General features: G+C 74.3%; 15 protein-coding genes. 10 read left to right on the top strand and 5 right to left on the bottom strand.

The window, feature by feature from the left end:
• Positions 1–36: 36 nt before the first annotated feature.
• The 3 genes from IE318_RS09160 to IE318_RS09150 all read right to left on the bottom strand — a co-directional run bounded on the left by IE318_RS09160 (position 37) and on the right by IE318_RS09150 (position 2038).
• Positions 37–666 carry a phosphatase PAP2 family protein gene (locus tag IE318_RS09160; protein WP_030173728.1) on the bottom strand — a complete coding sequence of 210 codons (630 nt, stop codon included), beginning with the start codon at positions 664–666 and terminating at the stop codon, positions 37–39.
• 225 nt (positions 667–891) lie between these two features.
• The gene (locus IE318_RS09155; protein ID WP_189898449.1) at positions 892–1431 is read right to left on the bottom strand and encodes an SAM-dependent methyltransferase; all 540 of its coding nucleotides are present in this window, start codon (positions 1429–1431) and stop codon (positions 892–894) included.
• 46 nt (positions 1432–1477) lie between these two features.
• Positions 1478–2038 carry a hypothetical protein gene (locus tag IE318_RS09150; RefSeq protein WP_030173734.1) on the bottom strand — a complete coding sequence of 187 codons (561 nt, stop codon included), beginning with the start codon at positions 2036–2038 and terminating at the stop codon, positions 1478–1480.
• A 100-nt stretch (positions 2039–2138) separates the two neighbouring features.
• On the opposite strand from IE318_RS09150, the gene IE318_RS09145 reads away from it, so the two are divergent.
• The 4 genes from IE318_RS09145 (at position 2139) to IE318_RS09130 (ending at position 4402) form a co-directional block, all read left to right on the top strand.
• Positions 2139–2651 carry a PadR family transcriptional regulator gene (locus tag IE318_RS09145; protein WP_189898446.1) on the top strand — a complete coding sequence of 171 codons (513 nt, stop codon included), beginning with the start codon at positions 2139–2141 and terminating at the stop codon, positions 2649–2651.
• Between the two features lie 77 nt (positions 2652–2728).
• Positions 2729–3217, top strand: coding sequence for a MarR family winged helix-turn-helix transcriptional regulator (locus tag IE318_RS09140; protein WP_229903411.1), 489 nt, complete (start codon positions 2729–2731; stop codon positions 3215–3217).
• Positions 3218–3405: 188 nt separating this feature from the next.
• The gene (locus IE318_RS09135; RefSeq protein WP_189898435.1) at positions 3406–3618 is read left to right on the top strand and encodes a hypothetical protein; all 213 of its coding nucleotides are present in this window, start codon (positions 3406–3408) and stop codon (positions 3616–3618) included.
• Positions 3611–4402 carry an Fpg/Nei family DNA glycosylase gene (locus tag IE318_RS09130; protein ID WP_189898433.1) on the top strand — a complete coding sequence of 264 codons (792 nt, stop codon included), beginning with the start codon at positions 3611–3613 and terminating at the stop codon, positions 4400–4402. The genes IE318_RS09135 and IE318_RS09130 overlap by 8 nt, the downstream gene beginning before the upstream one ends.
• 7 nt (positions 4403–4409) lie before the next feature.
• Here the strand turns inward: IE318_RS09130 and IE318_RS09125 are convergent, their stop codons facing one another.
• Together IE318_RS09125 and IE318_RS09120 are read right to left on the bottom strand one after the other, a co-directional pair.
• Positions 4410–5309, bottom strand: a complete 900-nt coding sequence (locus IE318_RS09125; RefSeq protein WP_189898431.1) for a hypothetical protein — start codon at positions 5307–5309, stop codon at positions 4410–4412.
• Between the two features lie 112 nt (positions 5310–5421).
• The gene (locus tag IE318_RS09120; protein WP_189898429.1) at positions 5422–6054 is read right to left on the bottom strand and encodes an RNA polymerase sigma factor; all 633 of its coding nucleotides are present in this window, start codon (positions 6052–6054) and stop codon (positions 5422–5424) included.
• A gap of 310 nt (positions 6055–6364) precedes the next feature.
• On the opposite strand from IE318_RS09120, the gene IE318_RS09115 reads away from it, so the two are divergent.
• The 6 genes from IE318_RS09115 (at position 6365) to IE318_RS09090 (ending at position 14113) form a co-directional block, all read left to right on the top strand.
• A complete protein-coding gene (locus IE318_RS09115) occupies positions 6365–6742 on the top strand; it encodes a hypothetical protein (RefSeq protein WP_308438559.1) in 378 nt (125 codons plus the stop codon).
• Positions 6743–6922: 180 nt separating this feature from the next.
• Complete coding sequence (locus tag IE318_RS09110) at positions 6923–7309, top strand: DUF2267 domain-containing protein (RefSeq protein ID WP_189898427.1); 387 nt, start codon at positions 6923–6925, stop codon at positions 7307–7309.
• Positions 7310–7399: 90 nt separating this feature from the next.
• A complete protein-coding gene (locus tag IE318_RS09105) occupies positions 7400–8347 on the top strand; it encodes an RNA polymerase sigma-70 factor (RefSeq protein ID WP_189898424.1) in 948 nt (315 codons plus the stop codon).
• A 90-nt stretch (positions 8348–8437) separates the two neighbouring features.
• Entirely contained in the window at positions 8438–9664 is a 1227-nt protein-coding gene (locus IE318_RS09100) for an NAD(P)/FAD-dependent oxidoreductase (RefSeq protein ID WP_189898421.1), read from the top strand.
• A gap of 389 nt (positions 9665–10053) precedes the next feature.
• Positions 10054–10377: a trypco2 family protein gene (locus IE318_RS09095; protein WP_030173762.1), complete on the top strand. Its 324-nt coding sequence runs from the start codon at positions 10054–10056 to the stop codon at positions 10375–10377.
• 13 nt (positions 10378–10390) lie between these two features.
• Complete coding sequence (locus IE318_RS09090; protein ID WP_189898418.1) at positions 10391–14113, top strand: trypsin-like peptidase domain-containing protein; 3723 nt, start codon at positions 10391–10393, stop codon at positions 14111–14113.
• Positions 14114–14235 lie beyond the last annotated feature (122 nt).

Genomic DNA, 14235 nt, shown 5'->3' with positions numbered 1-14235 from the left:
GGTCCGGGGACTCCGCGGGGTCCGGGGCGGGGTCCGTCAGGACGGCTGTGCGGCGAGCAGCGGGCGCAGTGCCCCGCCGCGCAGCCGCTGAACCAGGGGTGTGCAGAACCGGAAGGCCAGCAGGACGACGAGCAGCGAGACGACGCTGCCGACGAAGGCGCCCACGGCGACGTCGTGCGGGTAGTGGGCGCCGACGTACACCCGTGAGGCGCCCATCGCGACGGCCGCGAGCAGGGCGACGGAGCCCAGCCACCGGCTGACGATCAGCAGCGCGACCGCGAACGCGAAGGCGACCGTGGTGTGGTTGCTGGGGAAGGCGTAGTCGTCCACCGGAGGACACGCCTCGATGAGGAAGTCGTGGGGGAGGGCCCGGCAGGGGCGCGGCTCCTGGAAGACGTCCTTGATGCCGCTGTTGACCACGTAGGCGATGACGACGGCGAACGGCGTCGCCAGCACGGCGGCCATGACCGAGTTGCCCCGCCGCCGGGCGCCCCACCAGGCGGCGAGCAGCAGGACCACGAACACTCCCATGCCGACGGAGGAGTAAGCCTCGGCGGTCCCGTTCAGCCAGTGCGTGTGGCGGGCGAAGTCGGTGACGTCGGTGTAGAGGCCGCCGTCGATGGTCGCGCCGTCGAGCGCCAGCGCGGTCGGGGAGGAAGTCGTCATCAGGTGGATCTCCGGGCCGGTTGCTCCGTGCGGACGAGCGCTCGGACGAACGCTCGGCGACGCAGAGGTGGAATCCTCGTGACGTCGGATTGTCCGATGGGTGAACGTCTACAGATGGGTAGACGTTAGCAGCCGGAGATCGGGTTGCTTCGGGGGCTTCGGATAAGGGGGCCTGCTCCCGGTGTCAGGCCCCTCGGTGGAGCGTCGGTGGACCTCGGTGGTGTCTCAGTAGTAGTGGCGCATGATGTCGGTGGCCCAGGCGGGCTGGGTGGTGGGGCCGTCCTGGGGGCCGAACTCCGTCATGTAGGGCTTGATGTCGAGGACGGGGGTGCCGTCCACCGCGTCCAGGCCGCGCACGTGCACGTCCAGGCCGTCGACCTTGAGCAGGCGGCAGCGGGAGACGCCGATGCGGTTGGGCCGGTTCTTGCCGCGCTGGGCGAAGATGCCGACCAGCGGCCAGTCGGTGTTGCCGCGCGGATGGCGGGCACCGGTCTCGATCCTCTCCTCCAGGACCCGGTCGAAGTGGTAGACGACCTCCAGGTGGGAGAAGCCGTCCAGGCCGGCCAGCGCCTCGGGGCCGAAGCGGTGCCCGTCCAGGCGGATCACGGCCTCCACCGCGCCCCAGTCGTCGTCGCGGACCTCCTCCCGCCCGCCGACCACGCGGCCCACCGGAGACGAGACCACCCCGGCCGGGGAGCCGTTCTCGGTGTTCTCGGTGTTCTCGGTGTTCTTGGGATCCGCTGTGTTCTCGGGGTTCTCGGACATCTGTCGTGCCTTTCGTCGCGTCGAGTGGAGAGAGATCCCGTCCGGGTCACCGGGCGAGCTGACCGGCCTTGGCCTGGACGTGGGCGACGTAGCGGATGGTGAACACCATCGGGACCACGAAGCCGGCGATCTGGATGACGACGGCGGAGACCGAGTGGCCGTGCCCGGCGTGCGCGACGAAGGCGAGCACGACGGCGGTCAGGGCGAACGCGGCGGTCCACACGGCGGTGATGACGACGTTGGTCCGGATGAACGGCTTCAGCCCCCACACCTCGCGCGGGGTGGTGCGCTTGGCGATGCCCAGCGTGAACGGCCGCCCGACGGCCAGCGAGACCCCGGCTATGACCGCCAGCGTGCCCGAGGAGAGGGCGGCGGAGTAGTCGTGCACGCCCGAGTGGGGGTCGGCGAAGGCGACCACGGCCAGGGCGGCGAAGAAGACCGCCGAGCCCAGCTCGATGATCAGCGCGTCGAGGCCGACACCGGCCCGTACCTGCTGGCCGATCACCGCCACCGCGACCACCAGGGCGGCCAGCGCGGCCCACTGCCAGCTTCCGGAGGGCAGCACGGCGAAGACGATCCACGGGAGGAAGGTGCGCAGGTACGACATGAGGTCTCCGTTTCGGCGTTGCTCGCCGGGCTCTTTTCTGACATGTCGAAAGTAGAACGTCGCCTAGTGACATGTCAATACTGGAATGTACAGTGGGGTCATGAGCCTTCGACACGCGCTGCTCGGCCTGCTCTCGGAGCGCCCCGCCAGCGGCTACGACCTGCTGAAACTGTTCGAGACGTCGCTGGCCAACGTCTGGCCGGCGACACAGAGCCAGATCTACACGGAGCTGACCAAGCTGGCGGGCACCGGACTGATCGCGGTGACGGCCGAGGGGCCGAGGGGTCGCAAGGAGTACGCCCTCACCGACGAGGGGATGGCCGAGCTGCGGCACTGGCTGACCGAGACCAGGCCCCAGCGCGCCGTGCGCAGCGACATGATGCTGCGGGTGTTCTTCCTCGGTGTCCTGTCGCCCGAGCAGGCACGGGGCTATCTGGCCGAGCTGGTCGACCTGTCCGACCAGGCGTGCGAGGACCTGCGCGGCCTGATGGACTCCATCGACTGGGAGGACGGCAATCTGTCGGTCTACGGCCGCATGGTCCTGGAGTACGGCCTGAGGTTCAACGCGATGCGCCGCGAATGGGCCCAGTGGGCGGCCGACCTGATCGATTAGGCACGGTCGCGGGTAAGAAGTGTCGTGGCAGCAGGTGCCTCTTCGCCGGACGCGCCGGAGAAGAGATCATGGAGTGGGTGAGCGAGCCAGTGTCAACGCCACCGCAGCGATCCGACGCGAGCGAGGCGGCCTACCGCCGCTATCTGAGTGCCGTGATGCTGCACGGCCAGGCGAGCGCCAGGGCCTGCGGGCTCGGCTCGACCGACCTGTATGCGCTGAACATCCTGCGGCTGTCCGGGCCGCTGTCCCCGGGTGGGCTGGGCGCCCGCGCGGGCCTGACGACCGGGCCGACCACCCGTCTGATCGACCGGCTGGAACGGGCGGGCTACGTCCGCCGCGTCCCCGACGGCCGGGACAGGCGCAAGGTCATCGTCGAGCCGATCGCCACACCCGTCGACCTCGACCACGTGACGGCCCCCGCGCGGCAGATGATCGGCCAGATCCTGGACGGCTGCACACCCGAGCAGCTCGACGTCCTCTTCGACTACTTCGACCGCGCCGCCCGGCTCTACCAGGAGGCGGCCGAGCAGCTCATGGCGGCCCACGCGGGCGCCGACGACGACTGAACCGGCCGGTCCACCCCGGGGCAGCGCACGACCGGTCCGCCGGTGCAGGTGTGGTCCGTCCGGTGGAGGTGCGGGCGCGGCCACGCGGACGGGCACCGCGCGGGGGAAGCCTGCCGACAGAAGCGGTGGTCGGTCGGCGGTGGTCGGTCGGCACTGGTCGGTCGACGGCAGGCGGGAGGTGAGCGGAGATGCGGCGGGTGCGGCGGGGTGCGCAGGCCGCGGCGGTCGGGGAGTTCACCGACCAGGCCCGCCTCGTCCTGGCCGACGCGGAGTCCCGTATCGCCCGGCCCGACGACCGCGCCGCCGTACGCGAACTGGGCATCCGCCTCCTGACGACGGCGGCGGCCGCGCCGCCGCCCGCCGGGCCGCACCCGGCCCGCAAGGACGACCGCCGTGCCTGAGCTGCCGGACGTCGAGGGATTCCGGGAGGTGCTCGCGTCCTGCGCGAAGGGGAGGGTCGTCCAGCGTGTCGAGGTGCGCGACACGGGCGTCCTGCACGGGTTCGGCGTGCGACGACTGCGCGAGGCGCTGGAGGGCAGGCGGTTCACCGAACCGGAGCGGCACGGCAAGTGGCTGCTGGCGCGCACCGGCGACGGCCCCACCCTCATGCTGCACTTCGGCATGACCGGCCGGTTGATCTGCTGCCGTCCCGAGGACCCGGCCGAGGCCCACGACCGCGTGCTGTTCACCGTGAGCGGCGGCCGTCAGCTGCGCTACCGGGACCAGCGCAAACTCCAGGGCCTGTGGCTGGCCCGCGACGACGGCGAGGTGGCCCGGCGGCTGGAGCGCCAGGGTCCCGACGCGATGGCGGTCGGCCGCGAGGAGTTCGAGACGGCGCTCTCCTCCCGCCGCGGCCGACTCAAGCCCGTCCTCACCGACCAGTCCGTCCTCGCAGGCCTCGGCAACCTGCTCGCCGACGAGATCCTGTGGCGCGCCGGGCTGCGCCCCGACATCCCGGCCCACGACCTCACCGAGGCCGACCGCCGGCGCCTGTACACCCAGATGCGCCGCACCCTGCGCTCCGCGATCGCCGCCGGCTGCGTCCCGCCGCGCGACTCCTGGCTCACCGGCCGCCGCGACGACCCCGACCCGATCTGCCCCCGCTGCGGCACCCACCTGCGCCGATCCCGGGTCGCGGGCAGGGGCACGGTGTGGTGCCCGCGGTGCCAGCCGGGCGGGACGTGAGTCCCCGCTACCTGCGGTTGCCGCCGCTTCCGCCGCTTCCGCTGTCTCCGCTGCTTCCGCCGCCGCTCGTCCGGCCGCTCCCGGCCGTGCCGCCGGTACCGCTGCCTGTGCCGCCGGAGTTGCTGCCGGAGGTGCCGTTGCCCGACGCTGCGGCACCTGCTGTCGCACGGCTGCCGACGCCGGTTGTACCCGTGCCGCCGGTACCGCCCGTCCCGCCCGCAGCAGCCGCACTGCCGGCACCGCCCGGCCTGTCCGGCGCGGGCGTCGTCCGTGCCAGCTGCTCGGAGCAGTACGCGGCGACCTTGTCCTTCCCGCCGGCGGCCGTGACGAGCCGCTTCCAGGCCGTCGCGTCCAGCGCCCTGCCGCGGTCCTCGACGTTCTCGTAGGCGCGGCAGTGGGCCTCGGTGTCCTTGGCGGGGGCCGGGCCGTCCGTCGGACCGGCGCCGCCGGACGACGCTGACGAGGTCTGCCCGTCCGGCCGGTCGGGAGCGACGGCCGACGGCCGGGCGGCCGACGGGTGGGCGGTGCCCCGGCCGTCACCGGCCCCGTGCGTGGACGAGCCGGCCGAACCGATCGCCGCGACCGCGACCCCGCCCAGCGTGAGGCTGGCGAACACCACGCCGAACGTCGTCTTCAGGGAGCGTCCGGCTCGCCGCTGCGCGGGCTGCCGCCAGTCGTCCCGGCGCCGGGTGCGGGCCCGGTGCGCGCCCGCGCCCCGGGCGGCCCGGAAGGCGGCCACGGCCCGCTGCTCGGCCTCGGGGTCGAGTTGTCCGCCGCCGCGGATGGCGGCGGCCAGCGCCGTCTCCAGCGCGGAGGTGTCGCGCACGTCCCGCACGCCGGACACGGCGCCGCCAGGATGCGTACGCCGACGGTCCCGAGCTCCGTCGCCGCTCATCCGTTCACCCATGTCCGTGTCCATTCCAGTCCGGCGGTCCGATCCGTCCGGCGTGCCGGGCCCTGCCGCCCGTCCGCCGGCGCCCTGCTGCCGTCGTCGTTCATGGCGACCTTGCCGCCCTCGTTCATTTCGACTCCCCCAGCGTGCGGGAAGCCCCATCCGTCACACCCTCGTCCGCCCCGTCGCCCAGACCAAGCCGGCGGGCCAGGCGTTTCAGGCCGCGGTGGGTGGCGGTGCGCACCGCTCCCGGGCGCTTGCCGAGGACGCGCGCCGCGGCGGGGCCGTCCAGGCCGACGACGACCCGCAGGAGAACGGCCTCGGCCTGGTCCCGCGGCAGCCCGCGGACCAGTTCCAGCGCCCGTTCGGTGGAGAGGAACTCCATGGCCTGGTCATGGGTGCTGTGCGGAGCGGGCAGATCCAGTACGTCCTGTTCGGTCCCTCCCGCCCGGGGCCGCACGCGCTTGCGCCGCAGATGGTCCAGGGCCCGGTGCCGGGCGATGGTCGCCGTCCAGCCGCGGAACCCGGCCCCGTCCCCCTGGAAACGGCCGAGGTCGCGGGTGATCTCCAGCCAGGCGTCGGACGCCACGTCCTCCGCGTCGTCGCCGACGAGCCCGCGCAGATAGCCGAGCAGGCCCGGCTGCACGATCCGGTAGGCGACGGCGAAGGCGAGTTCGTCACCGTCCTGGGCCCGCGCGACGGCCGCGCCGAGTTCCCCGTCGTACGCCTGTACGCGCCGGGGTTGTGGTGCCTGGCCCAAGACTGTCCTCGTTCGCACCGGTCCATACCGAGTCCATGCCGTCCGCCGCGCTCCGGTCGCCTCGACGGCCCCCCATGGTGACCAGCGTCCGTCCTCACAGAAGTGTCACCGCGTACCGGCCGCCCCATGTATCACCGCCGGTCACGGCCGGGTGATGTTTCGCGGCGGCCATGCGCTGAGTGAGTACCGCGCCGCTCGTGACTCCCCCCGTGAGCGGCGCGGAGAGAGACGGAGCGGCCGGGACCCCGCCCACTGCGCGGGGTTCCGGCCGCTCCGTCCCGTACCCGCGAGGTGTAACACTTCCGGCCCGGTGCGCTCTGTCCAAGCGACGACCGCGGCGGTCGCCCGGGACAAGGGCCGGATCGTCGGGCTGTGGCTGGCCTTCCTGGTGCTGCAGCTCGTGATGGGCCTGTACGCGTTCCGCCTGGACGGGGAACGGCCCGGCCCGCTGTGGAGCCTGCCGTTTCAGCAGTTCGTCTACCGGCAGCTGATGTACCTGGTGGTGATCCAGTCCGTCTTCACCGCCGTGTCGGGCTCGAGGCTGCGCTGGCAGCGCATGGAGCGCTACGGCAGCTTGCAGGCCCCGGGTCCGGCCCCGTCCCCGGTTCCCGCTTCGGGTGCGGACCCGGCACGGGCCCAGGTTCCGGTTACGGCTCCGGCTCGGCGCGAAACCACGCAGTGGTACTGAGGCGGCGGCCTCGGCGGTCCCCCACCCGCCCGGTGGAGCCCCCTGTACGCGGGGGTCCGTGTACGGGGGGTCCGTGTACGTGTCGGTCCCCACGGGCACCCGTCAGAGGGCGGCGCCGGGCCTCGGGGGCGCGGACCGCACCGAGGGGGGCAGCACCCGTCCTCACCAGCGGGAGGCAGCATGATCAGCCATCAGCAACTGGTGGAAGAGGTGGCGTCGCGGAGCCGGCTCGACGACACGGAGGCGGCCGACGCCGCCGTGCACCTCGTCCTCGCGGCGCTGAGCAGTCGCCTCGACGGACCGCGCCGGGAGCATCTGCGGCAGGCCGTACCGGCCCATGAACGTGGCGCGCTGGACCGCGGCGGCGCCGCGGCGGCCGGCCCGGCGGCGCGCCTCGACGAACTGCTGGCCGACGTGGCCCGGCCCGTGGGGGCCACCCCGGAGCAGGCCCTGTTCCTGGCACGGACGGTGGTCTGCCGGCTCACGGCCGAGGACATCGGCCTGGCGGCGGACCTGCGCGGCGCCCTTCCCGACGAGTTCGGCACGCTGTTCGCGGAACCCGACTGACGCGGGCCGGGCACGCCGCCGCCTGCCTCCGCCACCGCTCCGCCTGCCTCCGCCACCGCTCCCGGACCTCGCGCGGGCTAGGATCCGGGCATGGCCCTGACCATGACCGACGTGGACCGGTTCGAGGCCTCCAGGCCCCGCCTGGAGGCCATCGCCTACCGCCTCCTCGGCTCCGCGAGCGAGGCCGAGGACGCCGTGCAGGAGACGTTCCTGCGCTGGCAGGCCGCCGACGTCGACCACATCGAGGTCCCCGAGGCCTGGCTGACGAAAGTGCTCACCAACCTGTGCCTCAACCAGCTCACCTCGGCCCGCGCGCGGCGCGAGACCTACGTGGGCCAATGGCTCCCCGAGCCGCTGCTCGCCGGCGACCCGATGCTGGGCCCGGCCGACACGGTGGAGCAGCGCGAGTCGGTCTCGTACGCGGTCATGGCCGTACTGGAGCGGCTGTCTCCCAACGAGCGGGCGGTGTACGTGCTGCGGGAGGCCTTCGCGTACTCCCACCGGGAGATCGCCGGGATCCTCGACATCACCGAGGCCGCAAGCCAGCAGATCCACCACCGCGCCAAGAAGCACGTCGCGGACGGCAAGGCCCGTATCGAGATCGACCGGGCCGCCGCACGGCAGATCATCGAGGAGTTCCTCGCGGCCGCGACCAGCGGCCGGACCGAGCCGCTCGTACGGCTGCTCACCCAGGACGCCGTCTCGATCGGCGACGGCGGCGGGAAGGTCCCGGCGCGCACCAGGCCGTTCGAGGGTGCGCTCGCGGTCGCGACGTTCATGCGGGGCCTGTTCAAGCCGGGCAAGGCCAAGCAGGCCCTGGTCGGCGGCTCCCCCGAGATCTACGCCACCACCGCCAACGGCGACCCCGCCCTCGTGGCGGTCCTCGACGGCCGGGTCATCGGCGTCACCTGCCTGGAGGTCACCCCCGAGGGCATCGCCGCCCTCCGCAGCCAGGCCAACCCCGACAAGCTCGAGCGCGCGACCAGGCACTGGGCGGCCACCGACCACGGCGAACCCCTGCTCGACGCCGCCTTCTGACCGATGTGAGGTGCTTCACACCGCGTTCCTGTCAGGAAACGGCGGGCCGCCCGGTTCAGGTGGCGAACCCGCCGAAGACAGGAGCCGGACATGCAGCACCGCATCATCGTCCTCGGAGCCGGATACACCGGAGCCATCGCCGCGGGCCGCCTCGCCAGGCGGCTGCGCCGCGAGGACGTCGCCCTCACCCTCGTCAACGCCGAGCCCGACTTCGTCGAGCGCGTCCGGATGCACCAGCTCGCGGTCGGCCAGGAACTCGAGCCCCGCCCCTTCAGCGAGATGTTCGCGGGCACCGGCGTCGACGTGCGGCTGGCGAAGGTCACCGGCGTGGACGTGGACCGCAGGACCGTCACCGTCGGCGACGTCGACGGGGCCGAGGAGCCGGGGGAGGAACTGCAGTACGACACCCTGGTGTACGCGCTCGGCAGCGCCTGGAACGACCAGGGCGTCCCCGGCGCCGCCGAGCACGCCCACGAGATCGCCTCCCGCCCCGGAGCGCTCCGGCTGCGCGAGCGCCTGGCCGCCTTGGACGCCGGACAGCCGGTGGTCGTCGTCGGCGGCGGACTCACCGGACTGGAGGCCGCGAGCGAGATCGCCGAGGCCCGCCCGGACCTCCGCGTGGCCCTCGCCGCCCGCGGCGGCCTCGGCGACTGGCTCTCGCCCAAGGGCCGCCGCCACCTGCGGAAGGTGTTCGACGGGCTCGGCATCACCGTGCACGAGCACACCGCCGTCACCGCCGTCGAGCCCGACCACGTCACCACCGCCGACGGAAAGACCGTCCCGGCCGCGGTCACCGTGTGGACCACCGGCTTCGCCGTCCACCCGATCGCGAAGGCGACCACCCTGGAGACCACGGACACCGGCCAGATCGTGGTCGACCGGACCATGCGCTCGCTCTCGCACCCGGAGGTGTACGCCATCGGCGACGCGGCCATGGCGACGGGCCCCGGCGACAAGCCGCTGCGGATGTCCTGCGCCTCGGGCGTGCCCACCGCATGGCAGGCCGCCGACGCCATCGCGGCCCGCCTGACCGGCGGAAAGCTCCCGAACGTCCCGCTGCGCTACTTCAACCAGTGCATCTCGCTGGGCCGCAAGGACGGCCTGATCCAGTACGTCACCGCCGACGACCGAGCGGTCCGAGCGGCCCTGACCGGACGGCTCGCCGCCGGCTACAAGGAGCTGGTCTGCAAGGGCGCGGCCTGGGGCGTCGCCAACCCGACCCTCCTGCCGACCCGCCGCCGCGGCATCGTGGCCACCGCGCCCCGAACGACCGCGACGGCCAAGACGACGGACGCGACGGCCGAGGCATCGGTCTGACTCCCGCAGCCGGGAGGAACGGACGGCCTCACCCGGCGGACGCCTTGGCCCGGGCCCGGCAGGCGCGCCGGTCCGGCGGACGCCCCCGGCGCGGGGCGTCCGCTGTCGTCGTGTGTCGGTCAGTCGTTGGCGTGGCGCATGGCCCATATCCCCAGGAACCAGTCCTTGTTCCTCCAGCACCAGCCGACGGCCCCCGCGGCCAGCGTGACAACCACGATCTTCCGTGCCCGCGACATGTCCACCCCTCCCTCTCTGTCCCACCAGGCTACTTACGGGGCGGCTCGACGCGGCCCAACTCCACGTCTGCGCACAGGGATACGGGTGTCATCATGGAACCGCACGCAGAGCCGCGGGCCGAGTTGTCAGCCGAGTTACCCCAGGGGTCGTTGATGGGCAGTGAGAACGTGGCGGTCGCCGGAGGGCTGGCCGAGACCATCGAGGCACTGCGGGCCGAGCTGACCGCGGCGATGGCGCAGGGCGACGGGCATCCGCTGCGCTTCGAACTCGGGCCCGTGGACATCGAGCTGGCGCTCGCCATCACCCGTGAGGGATCGGGCAACGGGGGACTGCGGTTCGGGGTGGTGTCGTTCGGCGCGGCCGGAAAGGCGGCGGCGGAGACGACGCACCGGCTGTCGCTCACCCTCAACCCGGTGGCGGCGCGTGGCGACGGGCCGGTGCGGGTGACGGCGGACGTCGACGGCGAGCCGCGTTGAGGGGGACCCGGCCGTGGCGTTGAGCGCCCAGCGCGTCGCCGAGGTGTTCAATCCCTCGGCCGGCGTGGTGGGTTCGGGATGGTTCGTCGCGCCGCAGCTCGTCCTCACGGTCTGGCACGCCGCCGAGGGCACCACACACGACGGCGAGCCCCCGCCCGGGAAGCCGCCGCCGCGTCGCCCCTTGTCGCCGGCGACCCTGGACGAGCTGTCCCGCGACCGCCCGCGATGCCGGGTACGGGCGCTGGCGGACGCCCGCAAGGGGCATGCCTTCCGGGACGCGGTGACCGTCTGGTGGCGGCCGGAGAGCGATGTGGCGCTGCTGCTGGTCACCGACGTCCGGCAGCCCGCGTCACCGGCCGGGTGGGCGCCGACGTACTGGGCCGATCTCACCTCCGCCGACCCGGTCGACGTCACCGCCGTCGGCTTCCCCGACCACGACGTGGTGAGCGGGATGCGCGAGTCGCGGCAGTTCAGCGGGGTCGTGCATCCGCTGTCCGGCGTACGGTCCGGGCAGTGGGTCATCACGACCGGCGCGCTGGCCCGGCCGACACCGGGCAGCGGCTGGGCGGGGATGTCCGGTGCGGCGCTGTTCGCCGGGGACCGGCTCGTGGGGATCGTCACCGCCGACGCCGGTGGACGGTCCGGACCGGTCGCCGAGCTGCGGGCCGTCCCCGCGGCGGCGTTCGCGGACGACCCGGGCCTGACGGCCTGGATCCGGTGGGCCGGCGGAGCGGGCGTATGGGCGCACGGGCGCATCGAAGAGCCGGAGCCGGGCCGTCGGCCCGCATCGTCGGACACCCCGCCGCCCCGCCGTACGGCAACGGGCTGGACCTCCCCGGTCCGTGCCTGGCGGCAGCGCCGCCACCGCCCGCTGCTGCCGCCCGAGCTGCTCGATGCCGCGCCCGAGGCCGACGCCGTACGCGACCGCGGCGGCCTCACCTACCGGGCCACCGAGCCCGGCGAGCTCGCCCGTGTCTACACCCAGCAGTACCTCGACACGACCACGGACCGCGATACCCAGGGCCCGGCCGCGCCGCCCTCGGGGCCGGCCTCCGGAAGCGAGGGCCACCATTCCCTCCGGGTCACCGGGCAGCCGATGTCCGTCGGCCGCCTCCTCGCCGACCCCACGGTCCGGCACATCGCCGTCACCGGCCAGCCGGGCGTGGGCAAGTCCAGCCTGCTGGAGCACGTCGAGGTCACCGCCTGGCGGTGGTGGCGCGGTGCGACCCGGGGCCAGGGGCCCGGCGAGGCCCCCTTCGGGCCGCTGCTGCCGCTGCGGATCGCCGCGCGGGAACTGGTGGGCAAGGACTCCCTCGCCGCGGCCGTCCGGCCCCGGGCGCGCGTGCTGCTGGAGGCCGGCCCGCCCGTGCCGGGTGCCCGGGTGCTGGTGCTGGTCGACGCGCTGGACGAGGTGACCCGGCCCGAGGACTGGCGGCAGGTGGTGGAGCTGCTGCTCGCCACGGCCCGGGAGAGCACCGGCGGCCCCGGCATGGAGCGCCGCCTGATGCTGTCCACCCGCGCTCTGCACGACAGCACCTGGCGCAGCCTCACCGGCGTCGGCGTCACGGAGTTCCGCCTCCAGCCGTTCTCCGACGAACAGTTGCACCGGTTCGTCATGGCCCACCAGACGGGCGGCGCCGACCGGCTCGCCGACCCCGTGATCCGCGAGCGGGCCGCCGTCCGCGCCGCGGAGTTCCTGGCGTACGTGCGCGCCGGCAACGTACTCGACCTGGTGCGGCTGCCCCTGCTCGCGCAGCTTGCGGTCGGCCAGTACTTCGACCCGGGCGGGCAGCCGCACCTGCGGGGCCGCCGCGTCGACCTGTACGCGCGGGCCGTGGCGGAGTTCCTCGGCCGCTTCCCGCAGCGGCAGGACCCGTACGAACCCTGGCTGCGGGACCGTGTCGAGGAGCTCCTCGGCCGGCTGCGCGAGCGCTACGCCCGCGACGCGCCGGCCCACGCCGCCGTCACCACCGCCCTGCGCGGCTTCCTCGGGGACCTGGCCGACGCGTACCTGCACCACGGCACGCCGTTGCCCCGGGCCGCCGCACGGCTGCTGACCGGCCGGCCGGACGACGACGATCCGGCCGCGCCCGGCACGGCCGAGCCGGCCACGCACCGCGCGCACGACCTGCCCACGCCCGCCACGGACGACCCGGCCGAGCACCGCACGGTCGCGGCGCTGCTCGACGCCACCGGCCTCGTCGTCGACGTCCACGGGCCGGATCCCCGCTTCCTGCACCGGACGTTCGCCGAGTACCTGGCCGCGGAGCACTACCGGGCCCGCCTCGGCACCGACCCGGACGCCTGGGGCGACGCCCTGGCCGACGCCGACACCCGCGTCGCCGCGCTGTTCGCCTTCGACCGCCGGCCGGCCGAGCTCCAGCGCGAACTGGTCCGTGTGCTGGCCGCCGACCCCCGGCGGGTGGAGCAGGCGGCATGGCTGCTCGCGGAGGGCATGTGCGACGACGAGACCCGCGACCGGATCCTCGAGACCCTCTGGCGGCACCCCGACGAGCGGGAGCCGGACACGGCCCCCGTCGTCCACGACTGGCAGCAGACCCATACGGCACTCGCCCACCTGCCCGGGCAGCAGCGCCGCCTGCACGACATGGCGACCGACCCGGACTCCGTACCGGTCGACCGGGTCAACGCCGCGGCGGCGCTGGCCGGCCACGACCCCCGCGGCACCGGGCTGCTGCGCGGCTTCGCCGAGGACACGTCGTTCCCCCTGCACCTGCGGATCGGCGCGGCGGCCCACCTGGCGCACGCCGACCGGGACGCGGGCACCGCACTGCTCACCCGGTTCGCGGACGACACCACGTCCCGCTACTGCGCCCAGGCCGCCGCCCGGCTCGCCGAGCACGACACGCCCGGGGGCATCACCCGGCTGCGCGCGCTGGTCGCCAACCCCCACTGCCCCGACCTGGCCCGCGTCGAGGCGGCCCTCGGGCTGCGCGCCCACGACCGGGCCGCCGGAACCGACTGGCTGCGCCGGTTCGCCGCCGACGGGCGCTTCTTCGCGGACTGCCGGGTGTTCGCGGCCGACGCGCTGGCCGCGTTCGCCGAACCCGGCGACCAGGAACGCGCCGAGGCGACGCTGCTCCTCGAACGCATCGCCCGCGACGAGCGCGTCGACGCCGGCTACCGCGTCGAGGCGGCTCACCGGCTCGCCCGCTACGACCCCGCCGGCGTCCCCCTCCTGCGCGACTTCGCCGGCGGCGCCCTGCCCGGCCGGTACAGCTGCGACGCCGCGGTGCTGCTCCCGCAGCACGACCGCGAGGAGGGGGTACGGATTCTCGGCGTCATCGCCCGCGCCACCGGCCAGGAGCCCCAGCACCGGCTGCGGGCGGCGGCCGAACTCGCCCACTACGCACCGGCGGAGGGCGAGCCCCTGCTGGCCGGGCTGGCCCGGGAGCCGGGCTGGGACGCCGGGCCGCGCCTCCGGGCCGCCGTGCTGCTGGCCCGCCGCGACCGGGAGGCCGGGCTGCGTCTGCTGCGCGAGCACGTCGCCGAGTCGGACGGGGAGAGCCGGGTGAGCGCCGCGCGCGCCCTTGCGGGCGTGGACCGGGAGGAGGGGCTGCGCCTGCTGCGGGAACTGGCGGAGTCCCCGGAGGCGGGGCGTTCCGTACGGGTCCATGCGGCCGGCGCCATCGGCGACTTCGACCCGAAGCTGAAGGAGGCCACGCTGCGGAAGCTCGGCGTGGACATCAGGCCGGGCGGATGGTTCTCGGTGTGACACAGCGGGAAAGCCGGTCCGTACGAGCGTCGTACGGCGCCGTACAGCGGACGTCCTACGACGCCGTACGGAGTCCGTACGCGCGTCCGGCCGCGGATGTACACCAACGGGGAGGCGACACA

The sequence above is a fragment of the Streptomyces spiralis genome, from assembly GCF_014654675.1.
Classification (GTDB): Bacteria; Actinomycetota; Actinomycetes; order Streptomycetales; family Streptomycetaceae; genus Streptomyces; species Streptomyces spiralis.
Note: the sequence above shows the minus strand (reverse complement) of the source record. Positions and strands in the feature narration are given on the sequence as shown.

What these genes read in the sequence shown, in the direction of transcription:
- IE318_RS09150 (WP_030173734.1), bottom strand. Translation starts at nt 2,038, where the DNA reads ATGTCGTACCTGCGCACCTTCCTCCCGTGGATCGTCTTCGCCGTGCTG.
- IE318_RS09125 (WP_189898431.1), bottom strand. Translation starts at nt 5,309, where the DNA reads ATGGGTGAACGGATGAGCGGCGACGGAGCTCGGGACCGTCGGCGTACG.
- IE318_RS09145 (WP_189898446.1), top strand. Translation starts at nt 2,139, where the DNA reads ATGAGCCTTCGACACGCGCTGCTCGGCCTGCTCTCGGAGCGCCCCGCC.
- IE318_RS09100 (WP_189898421.1), top strand. Translation starts at nt 8,438, where the DNA reads ATGCAGCACCGCATCATCGTCCTCGGAGCCGGATACACCGGAGCCATC.
- IE318_RS09160 (WP_030173728.1), bottom strand. Translation starts at nt 666, where the DNA reads ATGACGACTTCCTCCCCGACCGCGCTGGCGCTCGACGGCGCGACCATC.
- IE318_RS09135 (WP_189898435.1), top strand. Translation starts at nt 3,406, where the DNA reads ATGCGGCGGGTGCGGCGGGGTGCGCAGGCCGCGGCGGTCGGGGAGTTC.
- IE318_RS09110 (WP_189898427.1), top strand. Translation starts at nt 6,923, where the DNA reads ATGATCAGCCATCAGCAACTGGTGGAAGAGGTGGCGTCGCGGAGCCGG.
- IE318_RS09095 (WP_030173762.1), top strand. Translation starts at nt 10,054, where the DNA reads ATGGGCAGTGAGAACGTGGCGGTCGCCGGAGGGCTGGCCGAGACCATC.
- IE318_RS09155 (WP_189898449.1), bottom strand. Translation starts at nt 1,431, where the DNA reads ATGTCCGAGAACCCCGAGAACACAGCGGATCCCAAGAACACCGAGAAC.
- IE318_RS09105 (WP_189898424.1), top strand. Translation starts at nt 7,400, where the DNA reads ATGGCCCTGACCATGACCGACGTGGACCGGTTCGAGGCCTCCAGGCCC.